This is a genomic window from Arcicella sp. GW822-FHT02H01 (assembly GCF_058802005.1).
In genome coordinates this window covers 88,362-101,832 of sequence record NZ_JBXANT010000002.1, presented here as the reverse complement: position 1 = coordinate 101,832, position 13,471 = coordinate 88,362, and the positions used below count along the sequence as shown (strand labels likewise).

The 13,471-nt window shown below is 36.3% G+C and carries 6 protein-coding genes; all 6 read right to left on the bottom strand.

Annotated features, from left to right (window positions below; translation table 11 throughout):
• Nucleotides 1–6 precede the first annotated feature (6 nt).
• A complete protein-coding gene (locus AC1RNE_RS20800) occupies nt 7–1,416 on the bottom strand; it encodes a glycoside hydrolase family 140 protein (RefSeq protein ID WP_492803814.1) in 1,410 nt (469 codons plus the stop codon).
• Nucleotides 1,413–4,559 (bottom strand): DUF6298 domain-containing protein, encoded by a 3,147-nt coding sequence (locus tag AC1RNE_RS20795; RefSeq protein WP_492803812.1) that lies wholly within the window; start codon nt 4,557–4,559, stop codon nt 1,413–1,415. The genes AC1RNE_RS20800 and AC1RNE_RS20795 overlap by 4 nt, the downstream gene beginning before the upstream one ends.
• Nucleotides 4,560–5,229: 670 nt before the next feature.
• Nucleotides 5,230–6,870 (bottom strand): polysaccharide lyase, encoded by a 1,641-nt coding sequence (locus AC1RNE_RS20790; RefSeq protein WP_492803811.1) that lies wholly within the window; start codon nt 6,868–6,870, stop codon nt 5,230–5,232.
• A 315-nt stretch (nt 6,871–7,185) separates the two neighbouring features.
• The gene (locus AC1RNE_RS20785) at nt 7,186–9,015 is read right to left on the bottom strand and encodes a RagB/SusD family nutrient uptake outer membrane protein (RefSeq protein WP_492803810.1); all 1,830 of its coding nucleotides are present in this window, start codon (nt 9,013–9,015) and stop codon (nt 7,186–7,188) included.
• Nucleotides 9,016–9,090: 75 nt separating this feature from the next.
• Nucleotides 9,091–12,375: a SusC/RagA family TonB-linked outer membrane protein gene (locus tag AC1RNE_RS20780; protein ID WP_492803808.1), complete on the bottom strand. Its 3,285-nt coding sequence runs from the start codon at nt 12,373–12,375 to the stop codon at nt 9,091–9,093.
• A 275-nt stretch (nt 12,376–12,650) separates the two neighbouring features.
• On the bottom strand, nt 12,651–13,343 hold the full coding sequence (locus AC1RNE_RS20775; RefSeq protein WP_492803807.1) for a DUF3826 domain-containing protein: 693 nt from the start codon (nt 13,341–13,343) through the stop codon (nt 12,651–12,653).
• Between the last annotated feature and the right edge of the window lie 128 nt (nt 13,344–13,471).

Genomic DNA, 13,471 nt, shown 5'->3' with positions numbered 1-13,471 from the left:
AAAGGCCTATTTTGAATCTAATACCAATACCCAGTCATTTCCGTCTTTTGGTTCCGCTGGTGGATTAAAAGTTTGTTCTCCTTTGTTTTCGAGTACTCCTATTTCAATACTTTTCCCATCTCGTGGACTATACCAAGATGCCTTCACTTGATCGCCTGCTATTTTACCCATGCTTACTTTGAAATTTCTGCCTGTATACGTATATACTAATACCGTATTTTTCGACTTTGTGGCCAATAGATAATTATACCTTACTCCTTGATCAAGTATCAAACTTTGGTCTGGAACAAAATCAAAAAAATCTTTAGAAAGCATCAGGTTTTTTAAATGAATCATCTGGCTTGAACCTAATGCTTTCATCCCAACCGACCATTTTTCTCTTGGTCCAAAAGAAGTAGATGCTGAAAATCCTTTATGCATTTGCATCACTTCATTTTGTCCATAAGTGTATCCAAAAGCCCCCGCCAAAACTGACCAATAGCCATATCTACGTACATCGTCGGCTGTCCATCTTGTAGCCAACGAGTCGTGTAATCCGTGTGGAATACCTTCGTAAGATGGCTCACCATCAATCGTAGGTTTGGTAGGTTTTAAACGATAATCATCATTGATAAATTTCCAATTATCTTCCCCAAAATGACGTGTTTCATTCGCAGAAGTATCTTGTTCATAAGATTTATGCCCCGACTGCACCATGTTGAAGTCTAGCCATTTTTCATTATGAAACCAGTCAGACGAAGATGTTCTTCCTCTTGGGTGAAAAGTAATTAAATGTTTATCATCAATCTCATTAATAGTTTTTCCAATGGTTTTCCACACAGCCAAAGAGTCACTTCCTTTAATATCACCCCCATTCAACCAAATAATATTTGATTGATTCTTATAACGATTTGCCAAAAATGCAGCATATTTTTCGCCCTGCTTTTGTGAAACATGACCTGCTTTTACATTACCACCCCAAACAGGTACTAATGCCATATAGATACCTTTTTCCTCAGCTTTTTTGATTACAAAATCTATATGGTCCCAAAAATCATATTGTTCAGCATTCGCAAAATCATTGCCCTCTGTCACTTTAGGATTAGCTACATCTTTTTTTACCAAGGCAGAATCACCATATACATTCACAGCCTCAACAGTATGTAAAACCATTACTTGAATAACATTAAAGCCTTTTTGCTTTCTGTCTTCAAGGTACGTTTCGGTTTCTTCACGAGTCAATTTATTGAATAATAACCAGCCTGTATCTCCCAACCAAAAAAATGGTTTTTCATCTTTTGTGGCAATAAATCTTCCATTTGTAGATACTTTCAAGTCTGGCAATTGCCCCACTTCTTTCACTGGCTTGCATGAAGCCATAGCTATCAAACAACAAAAAACGATGATTAAACCTTTATGCATAGCATTGTATTTCATGATATTTTTCTGAGCCAAATCACCTCTGTTTCTGATGATTTATTTTTTAGTTGAATAAGTTTCCCTCCTTTTACTTTATCTTCTTGCTTGTTAATTTGTCCCGTTTTCGGATTAATATAACTTACTTTGAAGGTTGATTTTTGTTGAGTCAAGTCAAGTTTAATAACATTTTGTGGGTCATTATAAATGATAAAGCCTTTCTCTGGATTTCCTAATGCCCATTGACTCGCTGTTTTGTCCATTAATTCAAAAGGCTTCATTGAGCTAACATCTTGTAAAAATTGTGGATTCTCAACTACAGGGATATTTGCCAAAGAACCTCCTGCCATCAACACTGCCCAACCCATCGCATCAAAACTATCTGCTGAATATATTACAGCTTTCTCTGGAAATTTTTGTCGGTATTCATCTACAGCACGGTATACTTGTTCAAATGAGCTCTTTTTAGGATTTAGTAGTCGAGCATGTTGACGAGGTGCTAAATTTTGTCCTCCCAAGGGTGCATAAGCATTTCCATTCGCTTGAAAATGCCAATAACGTATATCTATTAAATCAACTACAGGCGCTCTTTCAACATCAGCTAGAATCGCATCTTGCACATCTTTTGTCGTACTTAACCCAACAATTACCTTTTTACCCGTCTCCTTTTCCCATTCTTTGATAACATCAATCCAGAACTGAACAAAATGTAGTGGTCCCGTATATTCAGCACCGATTAATTGAATGACACCAGTATTATCTTTGAAATTATCGAGACACTTACGTATATATGCTCTATGGATTTCTCGACGAATAGGATTTGAAACATCATAAAACTGTTCTGCCATAAAAATTCGTTTGTCGCCTGCATAAGGCACTGGTTCAGGAAAACCAGTATTATTAATATTATTAGCAGGACGCCAAGGGAAATCGGCATAATGCGCTCCTGCTTCGATGATATTGTGTTGGAAATAATTATGATGAATTAGCAACAATCCTTTCTGGTCTGCTAAATCAGCATATTGTTTTAATCTGTTCCAATACCATTTATTATATTTCGTCAAGTCATATTTGCTCAACCCATCATAAGCTGTTTCCTTTCCACTTCTAGCAAAAGGTAATTCATAAAATGGAGGCCAAACATCGCCATCAATTCTACGGATTCTCTCATGATCATCACGACGACGCTCATACCAAAGACCGTAGTTATGGTCAATAGCTTTTATGTTATTGGTTTTCATCCAATCTGTTAACTCTTCCAGATTATCCGTCAAACCTTTTCCTGTTTGTCCTGGTACAAAACGAGTAATATGGGCTTTCGCATTTTCTAATCCATAAGGTCTAGCACTCCCGGACCACCAAGGCACTTCTTGTTTTCTTCCAGTTACTACTTCTTTTCCACGCACCAGCCAACCATTGGTAATTTGTAAGGCCTCTGCTTTAGTAATTGACGTAGCTTTTTTAATACCAAGTTGGTCAATCGTTGGCACATTTGCTTGAGTAGGAATCTCCTCTCTGTCTTTTGCTTGTGTAATAAATTCTTGTAATGTTTGGGCAGGTTTCTTTGCCTGTTCGGTCAAAGACATGGCTACTTCAACTTTTGGACTACTAGATGCCTCAGATGGTATTGGTAGCAAAATAGCTCTATTGCCTAATTTGCTACCGATACGGTCTTTTAGTTGTGCATAATATAAACTTCGGGGGTTAATATGTTCGTTAGACATATCCCAATAGCCATTTCCAGTAAATTGTGACCATGTACCAAAAGCCCAGTTTTGTGCAGTAGGAGCTTGAAAACAATCGACTCTTGAAGCCGAACACTGCCATAAAACAGAATTGGCGGCAGTCCACCCTGCTCCTTGTCCATCTTGCCCACGATTAGTATAGCTTAATGCTTGTCCATCGATATTTACTACATCAAACAAAACTCCCGAAGCCCAACTATCAATTGTTCCGCTAAAACTAAAAGGTAAATGCGCTTCGCATTGTACGAAAGCATTTGGTCCTGCAGCACAAAAACCAAGGGCATAATCATGATACCCAAATTCTGAATATAATCTTTGAAAGAGCGTCTGTTGACCTGTAGTAAAAAAAGTGAAACGACGCTGCCCACCGATTTCTGAAATCGGCGCTAGTGACTGACAATCTTCAACAGTAATGCGTTTACCCGTTTCTAAAATATTCACAGCCGAACCTGCAAAATGTTTGAATACAATTTGTCTAGCCCAAGCATCAGTAACATTTTCAAATGAAATTGCCCCCCAGCGATGGTCTTCATCTTTTGGATTATTTAAATCATAGGTAGATGCTAACCTTAGATTTTCTACGCCAACCTGTGCAATTCTGCCATTCCAACTATATTTTGAAAGATAAGCACCACCATAATTAGCATCCAAGGCAGTAGTGATGGGTGCGTCTAATATAATTTCATTCTCATTAACAGCAACGATTGTTCTATCCCAGAAAATATCTCTTTGTCCAGCTTTCCATCCTAAGGCTGTTACTCCACCACCAAAATGCTCTGTTCCTAATTTTTCAATCCATTCTTTGGTAGAAGGTCTATGAACAATTACTTTATCTCCTATTTTGAAATGACCATTTGCCTCAACCTTTACTTTCGATGAATTTACAGGAACATAAGTATCTATAACTTTTACAGCGGCCTCTAATACTTTATCGTTTTTCCCTGCAACAGTAATCAACGTTTCACGAATGTCTCCTTTTCCTAGTATAGTTGTTCCCCCCTCTCCCATTCCACTTCCACGCAATACAATTCCAGAGGTATTGATTTTTAAATTACCTGCTACTTCATAAATGCCTTTTTCTAATAAAACTACTCCTCTAAAACCATCTTTATTTGGCGTTAAAGTAGCCACGTAATCAATAGCAGATTGTATCCTAACCGTCGCATTACCAGTTTTTACAGGAACAATAACTTTTATAGCTACATTGGGAATGGCTTCTTCTCCTGCCATATAACCACAATATGAAAAATCTGGAATACGATTTCCCTGTTCGTCTAGCGTGTAACCTAACTTCGCATTTGCTTCAAGGTAAACAGGTGGAAGAGGTTTAACAACTTTAGCTTTCTGAGCAGAAAGCTGGATACTGTTCAATAAAACAGTAAGGCATACAAATGTTATTTTCTTTATTAAACTCACCATATTCATTTGGTAATTTCTACCAATCAATCCTTTTAAAATTCAACTACAATTAAGCACTTAAAGTCAAGAATAATCATTTCATCCTTAAAGAATATCATTTATTTTATTTATTCTTTTGCTATTTCCATACCTCAACACAAAATTAGAAAGAATCAATCTCATGTATTTATATCATTTTCTCAAGCTATTATACAATATTATCAAATCCTTTCTTGTACAAGAACCCTATAAATCAGGTCAAAACTAAGTGTTATTACTTTCCAAGTTCATCTTATATTCACTATAATTTCTTTAAATATTTCAATATATACTGATAATCAGTGTTTTATTACGGATTTATCAATATATAGTAAGAAGCGAAAAAACATCATCTGTATACTGTATTTTTGGGTAATTTCTTATAGGATTATTAAAAAACATGAGTCATCCTGAATTTTCTAATAGAATAGTGAGTTTCATAAGATTTCAAAGATTTTTGGAGTTATACCCGTCCTTACTTTTTGCCTTGATGCAAAAAGTAACAAAAAAATCAAGAATTCCTAAACTCGCTCCGCTCAAACAGTAGGAATTCGGTGTCCATCAATCAAAAAAAGCGGTCTAAAAACTAATTTAGACCGCTTTTTTGTGATTTTAACATTCGGGATGACTCATGTTTAAAGCTTTTTTAATATTATGGTTTTACCGTTTTTAACGTAACCACGCTATTTAAATATTCTTCAATGTTTGTGTAACCATCTTTGTTTCTATCTTTGGCTGCATCAGATGCATCTTTAGGGTTTAATCCATTTTTTAGCTCCCAAGCATCTGGCATACCATCATTATCTGAATCCTTGTATGCTACTCCTTTATACTCAGGGTATCCACCCACTTGACTGATTTCAGTAATAATACCTTGCTTGTATGAGTCAATTGGTAAACGACGGTGCTTAAATTGAGTTTCTGGTAATTTAACCCCTTCAGTATACTTAATTTTTCCTGTACGAACTTGTTCAATTACACGAGTATCTACAGCATCTCTGATAGGTAGTATTGCTCCTGCATTGGCTAATACATAATCACGTGCTTGTGTTGCAGGTAAGATTGTTAGCTTAGGCATTGGTAATGGACTATTCCATTTTATATCTGGTGTATATTTGTCTGCATTCGCAAAATTCTCTACTTGAACTCCGCCGTCCCAGTTATCCTTGGTTACGCGTTCATTGCCTTCCATAATGTTACCATGCACATAAGCACGCCCGAACGTTAAATAGCCTAATTTACTTCTACCAGACTCAGGCTTTAAGATACGATATCCAATCGGCGAATCCTTTGGCGTAAGCGGTCCTGGCTTATAATAGTTATTGATAATATTATACATGGCACGATAGTCTCCTCCATCTGTCGAACGGTGTACCCAGTTGAACATTACATTGTTTACAAAATTGAAAATACCAAACCATCCGATTGAAGGATTACGACCAGCATTATCTGCCCAAAGGTTTCTCATAAACGTACAGTTTTCACCACCTAATGTACTTCCAAAAGCGTGATTCCAAGTGTCTAATGCTTCCGAGAAAATTGAGTTTTGAATGGTAATATTGACAGTAGGCAATTTGTCTTCAATTTTACCAGTACTATCATTATACATGTGACGATACATCGACATATTTTCATCCAAGCCCCAACTTGCTGAAACGTGGTCAATCATGATGTTACCAATTGGATTTCCTCCGATTGAATCATCTCTACGGCCAACATTGGTTTCTCCTCTTCTAAAACGCATAAAACGAATTACTACGTCGTGTGTATTAATCCAAACAGACTCACCCGCCACACACACACCGTCGCCCGGAGCTGTTTGACCTGCGATTGTGATGTAAGGAGCACGAATGATAAGCGGTGTTTTTAAACGAATAATACCTGACACATTGAAAACAACTGTTCTTGCACCACCTTGCTCACACGCTTCACGCAAAGAACCTGGACCATTATCTTCAAGACTTGTTACGACATATACTTTTCCGCCACGACCACCAAAAGAGTAAGCGCCACCACCTTCAGCACCTGGAAACGCAGGAATACTTGCTTGCGGTAAATCAATAGGACGAGCAGCCCAAGGAATATACGGTTTACCTTCACGCGATTCTTTCTGAATAATAGGCAAAGCCTTTTGCCAAGCAATATCAGATTGTTTTCTACTTGCATTAAGTAACGAGTCGCTTTGTTTTTGGATATCGGCTGGAATTTGAGGATACTGCGCCAAAACCGATTGCTGTAATGTTAGCATAACCAATACTACTCGGAGTATTGTTGAGAAAGAAATCTTTTTCATCTGTGATTGTTAATAAATTTAGTATTGATTATCAGCTACAAACCTCTTCATATGACTATCAAAACCAAGCATGTTGAGTTTATGAAAACTTTCGCTAAACCAATAATTATAATTAGCTAAAAAAGTATATTATTTCCAAAATTAGTACTAATTAATGATAATTATCTATAAAAAATTTTCAATTTAATGTATGATATTATCTCAATTTTATCCTGTTTTTTTATGAAATAATCAAGACAGAGCAGGACAAATATAACAAAAAATAAAGGCTTCGAATGAAGCCTTTATTTTAATATCAACAAGATTTAACCATAATTATTGTAGAGGGTCAAACGATCCTCCCCAAGTATTATTTTGAATAATCAATGGATTATTATTGATAGCTGCTTGTGGAATAGCAAAATAATAGTATTCTGGTTTCCAAGCAATCGCATTTCTAGTCATTAATGCATTTGGCGTTATTGTAACGGTAAAATAGTTGGTATAAATATCATCTAATTTTAAACCATCACGAATGGCAGCAAAATCAGCTGGTACACCTGTCGTTTTCAATGCTATCACCACTTTTGTTCCTTTAGTACCGTTCAATGTTTTTTCGATAAGTTTCCAACGTCTCAAATCCCAAAAACGTTTTCCTTCAAATGCAAATTCAATTTGTCTTTCATCTAAAATAGCTGTAAACATTTCTGCACGAGTCATATTTGCTTTCAAACCATACAAACCATCAGTACCTGCTTCAATGCCCGCTCTGGCACGAATAGCTTTCAATTGCGTATAAGCTTCATCTATTTTTCCCACGCCATTCGCAGCTTCTGCTAAGTTTAATAATACTTCTGCAAAACGAATTTCCATCCAATCTGTCCCTGAATAAATAGTGTTTGAAGCATCAAGCGTTGAACCTGCTACATCTGATGTTTGAAGGGCTTTTTTGCAATAGAAACCTGTATTACTACCGTTTGTTCCACCATTTTCGATACTCTTACCAGCTACTTGGTATGTCCATAATCTATTATTAGTTACGTTAGTCATTGGCCAAGTTGAGCCGTTATAAGCGATTGTTTTCTCAAAACGTGGGTCACGGTCTTTATAGAATAGCTGGTCTGAATAAGTATATTTTGTAGAAGCACCTGCTTTCTTACCATCTTTCATTGGGTAAGCTTTCACTAAATCCCATGAAGGAATGTTTGACCCCCCTCCTGAACCAGTAGAATATTTTGGTCTTGTACTTGCTTCCCATCCGCTATTTCTTTTTTGTTGATCTCCGTTCGACGTATTATAACCAGTTAAAAAAACTGCCTCTGTATTACCCACCTCTGTGAACCACATTTTAGCATAGTCTGCAAAAAGTTTTGAGCCACTCGCAGTTAATACATCATAAGCTTGTTTATTAACATCATAAGCTGTTTGCCATTTAGATACCACGTCGTTTGGATTAAACTGAGGGCTAGCAGCATACAATAATACTCTACCTTTCAAGGCTACTGCTGCTCCTTTAGTAACTCTACCCCAGTTAGCACTTGGTGAAGGCCAAACTGTTGGTAAATATTTCGTTGCTGAATCTAAATCTGCCGCTATTCTATTATAGCACTGTGTTGTTGTATTTCTAGGAATAAATGATGCATCACGTGCTTCTTGTCCTACGGCATCTTGAGGGGTTAATACCAAAGGCACACCACCATACAATTTAACTAGTTCAAAATAACGCCAAGCACGGAAAAAATATGCTTGAGCCAACAATCTGTTTTTGGCACCATTATCCATCAATTTATCATTTCCTAAATCGAAAAGAAAAGAATTGATTGTTCTGATTTTTCCATAGTTGTTGGTTGCATTCAATGCCGTTCCAAAATCCGAAACGTCTGCTTGTGTAAGCGTTCCTTCTAAATATTTATTTTCAGAACTTCCTTGGTTATAAGACTCTTCTGAATAAACGCTGCCCCCAAGACTACTGACTGCTGTTACTCCACCCCAGTCAGGTAAATTTTGGTTATAGACATAGTTCAATGCAATGTTGGCTAACACAGAGTCTCCTGCAATTAAATCTGGAGAGGCAGCGCCTAAATCGGTTTTATCTAACACACTTTCGCAACTCGCTAGAGCAAGCATTGAACAAAGTGCTGTATATAAAATATATTTCTTTTTCATTTTTCTGTAATAATTAAGTTTTCAATATCATTGATAAAAAATATATCAATTGTATAAGAAAAAAGGGGTAATTAATTATAGATTCAAATTTAAACCTACTGAGAATGAACGTAATACAGGGTATACATCATAAGAACCTGAATACTGCTTATAAGTATAAGGATTGTATAGGTTCAATGGGTTTGTTGATGTTAAGTATACTCTTGCTCCGTTAACATTCAATTTTCTAAGCAAGTTAGCTGGCAACTCATATGATACATTCAATGTTCTAATTGACATTTGGAATGAGCTAACAAACCAGAAATCTGAATCTAAGCTATTTTGACCTCTATAGTTTGGTGCAGGATATTTAGCATTAGGATTCTCTGGCGTCCAGTGGTCTGTTAAAATTGATGGCAAATTAGTAATTGCTGTTACTTGTGCTGAAGTTCCCCATCCTCTTGCACCAGATTCAAGAACATCTTGTCCACCAAACGAGCCACCCATTGCTAACGAGAATGAAAGACGTTTATAACTCGTTGTGAAGTTCATTCCAAAACCATAGTGGTTATCCTTTTTATTGGTTAAGTATTGTCTATCACTATCATCAATTTTTCCATCTGGTTCAGCATAAGAGTACGTACCGTCAGGATTAGCTGTTGCACTTTTTGCACCACGAACATCTTCATAATAAATCATACCAACGGCTGGTTTTGTGCCATAAATAGTATAATTAGGATATTTAGCTAAAAGTGCATCTAAATCTGCCTGAGTTCTTAACATCCCTGCACTACGAAGACCAAGGAAGCCCATGTCTGTAGATTTTCCTGTTGGGTCAAGGTATGTACCAGTAAGCCCTTTGTCATAATCCACTTTAATTTGCTTGTTATCACTCCATGAGAAGAAGCCTCTTACTTTATATGACCAATCTTTATTGATTTTACTAGCCCATCCTAATGAAATCTCTGTACCGAAACCATCAATTGTAGCGAAGTTTTCAGAAGGAAGAACCGCACCAACCGTCAAAGGAACAGACGATGCTAGCGTAACTAGCATATTGTAACGGTGATCATAAAATGCATCTAATCCTAACGAAAGTCTATTGTTCAAGAAATTAGCATCAATACCTGCATTCAATTTAGTATCGCTATCCCACTGTACATCTGGGTTAGGAATAGCATTTTTCAAACGGAAGATACCAGCACGGTCAAGGTTTCCACCAAATACAGGACCATTACCTGTCTGGATTAGGTTATAACTTTTCAACCAGTTATAAGCTTTTGTGTTATCCATACCAGTAAGACCACCTGACAAACGTAATTTCAAGAAATCAACAAAGCGTACATTGTTTTTAAAGAATGGTTCTTCTGAAATAACCCAACCTACTGAAAGAGAAGGGAAAGTACCCCAACGATTCCCTGGAGCAAAGTTGGTAGAGGCATCTCTACGAATTGCAAATTCAGCTAAATACTTACCAGCATAGGTGTAATTAACACGACCTGCAAATGATAATCTTCCTGATTCAGATTCAGATTCAGAAATAGTTCCTACACCAGCACCTGAAGCTGTTCCTCCTAAAGCATATCCAGCATTATCTTGTGCACCATCTACTAAGTTGTCTAAGTATGAAGTGATACCATCTGAATAAGTCTCTGCTTGTTCAAATAATGCTATTGCGGAAATCGTGTGTTTACCAAATGTACGGTCGTAGTTTAAATAACCATTCAACTGATATACATCAGAATAGTTTGGTGCAAAATAAATACGGTTACTGTTGCTAATTGAGGTAGTACTTTTTACACCCCCACCATAAATATGTTTGTTTGTTCCCAACATATTAAAGTTATAAAGGGTATATTTTGTACCAAATTCTTTTCCGAAGTTATTATCAAATGTTCTATTGTAAGTAGCTTTTGCTTTTAATCCTTTGATGAATGGAATGTCATATTCGATATAAGCATTGATGTTTAATCCATTATTTTTTGCTAACAAATAGTTGTTTGATTTCTGAGCTTCAAAGAAGTGAAAGTTTTCACTCGTTGAACCCCCACCCGTAGTATTCAATGGTAGGCCGTCTACATACGCAGGTCTGAAAGGTGCTGCATAAATTAAAGATTTAAAATCTTTTTCATTATCGGAACCCCCTTGTTTCAATAAATATCTTTTCTTTTCAGATAAATCACCTGATAAGCCCAAGCCAACTCTTACATTGGAAGATACTTTAACGTCTGTACTTGCTCTGAAAGTCCATCTGTTAAAATCAATTTTATCAAAATTACCATTTTGGTTGTTATATGTAATCCCCGCAAAATAGGTTGCTTTTTCTGTACCCCCACTCACATTCATTACATGACGGCTCACTGTTGAAGCTTTCCATGCATCGCTTAACCAATCTTGGCTGTGCGTTTTGAAATAATCTAATTCATCTTGTGTATAAATTACAGAGTTATTATCTGTAGCTTTTTTCCCAGCCAGTAAGTTATAGTCATTTGTGTAGGTTGCAAGCTCATAACCATTCATCATGGTAGGTAAGTTAGCATCCGATGTTCCATAAGAAGTGCTATATGAAAATCTTGGTGTACCAGTCTTTCCTCTTTTAGTCGTCACTACAACAACACCGTAAGCACCACGTGCTCCATAAATGGCTGCGGCAGCATCTTTCAAAATAGAAATGTTTTCTACTTCGGATACATCTAATACGTTAAAATCGTCTTCCGTACGAATTACGTTGTCAATAACGTATAATGGACGTAACGACCCTCCATCTTTAGACAATAATATTGGGTTTCGAATAGTAATAGAAGCATTATCTCCTGGACGACTCGTTCCTCCTGATACCCCTACTCCTGGCTGTTGACTTACTAAAGCAGCTGATAAACTTCCTACAGGTAAATCTTCAATCGCCTTCATATCAATTACTGCCACAGCTCCTGTTAAGTTTATTTTCTTTTGCTGTGCATAACCTACTACAACCACTTCATTCAATGATGAAACATCCTCTTCCATCGTTAAATTTATTTCTGAACGGCCCTTCACTTCTATTTCTTGAGGTTTAAGACCCACCGAAGTAAATACTAAAGTTTCATCCCCTTTAGGTAAATCTAAACGGTAAGCACCTGTAGCATCAGTTACTGCACCTGTTTTACTTCCTTTCACTCTTACACTTACTCCCGGAATCGCTACTCCAGAAATATCTTTCACAACTCCCTTAACAGGAGTAGTTGCTTTAGAAATTACTGAAATTGATTGTGTCGAAGAAACGACCTCTCTATGTTTTGTTGCAAAGGATGTTCCTGAGAACAAAAGTAAAGCCAAAATTGGTGAGTAAGTCATCAATGACCTCTTTACCAAATTAGGCTGTGGTTGTAAAAATAATTCCATAATTACGTTGGGATCTTAATTTTTTTAAAATGATAAGAATCACTTGATTGCTACTAAAGCGAGTGACAAACTAAATTTTATGTGGTTTTTTCACAAAATATTTATATTCAAAAAAAGGCAAAATTATAGCGCTCATGAATAAAAATATTACCCATCAAAATTAGGCTAATGAAAGCCTAATTTTGTATATAATTTTTTCAAGATATTATGAGATATTATCATGCACTATTTTTTCTATGATAATATTAAACATATTTTGCCTTTACTTAGTACTATTAATTTTGCTTTGATGCCTTTGCAGCCGCTATTCTCTGTTCCCATTCTAAGCCTGCTTTTTTCATATCTATCCCTGCAGCTGATAAATAATTGTTGATTCTACCTTTATATTTCCCAAACCAAGCATGTTTTTTTTCTGACGATTCCGCATCCATGGCATGCTCCCGAGCCTCAGTAAGATATGCTAATATCTGCGTCTTTTGTTCATTAGTCAGATTTGGAAGCATCTCTTGATAACCTTTGTAAGTAATAGGCAAAACTTTATACGTCATACCATCTTTTACCATCTCTACTTGATTAGCTGAAAGTTCTTTAGATAGTTTTTTCAGGTATTCTGCATGTAATTTATCCATTGCAACATTAGCGTCAGCTTCGGCTTGCTTTATATCGGCCTGACTTTTAACTTTATCATCTTTCGCTATTTCCTTGGCTAATTTTAGTTTTAAATTCCTAGCTTCATGTATTTGACTTAAATCACTATATTGCTGACTGATAATATCTCTTACTCTGATGCTCGCTTCTGCATTCGTTACGCCAAGGGTAGCTACAATTTTAGCAGCACGGTCAGTAATCATTTTTACGTAATTAGCATCTTTTTGTTCTTTTGTTTGTACCTCCTGAGCCCAAAGCATTGTTGATGTTGAAGTAATCAACATCATTAAAATCATCATTTTTCTTCCTATTCTTTTCATATTAATATTTGATAAAGCTGTTGTTTTCTGTACTAATTTATCATCTCGATTTCTTCAAGATAAAAATCTATCTCAAAGCAGGCTAATCTTAAAATCCCCAATTTTCTAACACTCATTCCTATTGTGCA

What these genes read in the sequence shown, in the direction of transcription:
- AC1RNE_RS20800 (WP_492803814.1), bottom strand. Translation starts at nt 1,416, where the DNA reads ATGAAATACAATGCTATGCATAAAGGTTTAATCATCGTTTTTTGTTGT.
- AC1RNE_RS20795 (WP_492803812.1), bottom strand. Translation starts at nt 4,559, where the DNA reads ATGGTGAGTTTAATAAAGAAAATAACATTTGTATGCCTTACTGTTTTA.
- AC1RNE_RS20790 (WP_492803811.1), bottom strand. Translation starts at nt 6,870, where the DNA reads ATGAAAAAGATTTCTTTCTCAACAATACTCCGAGTAGTATTGGTTATG.
- AC1RNE_RS20785 (WP_492803810.1), bottom strand. Translation starts at nt 9,015, where the DNA reads ATGAAAAAGAAATATATTTTATATACAGCACTTTGTTCAATGCTTGCT.
- AC1RNE_RS20780 (WP_492803808.1), bottom strand. Translation starts at nt 12,375, where the DNA reads ATGGAATTATTTTTACAACCACAGCCTAATTTGGTAAAGAGGTCATTG.
- AC1RNE_RS20775 (WP_492803807.1), bottom strand. Translation starts at nt 13,343, where the DNA reads ATGAAAAGAATAGGAAGAAAAATGATGATTTTAATGATGTTGATTACT.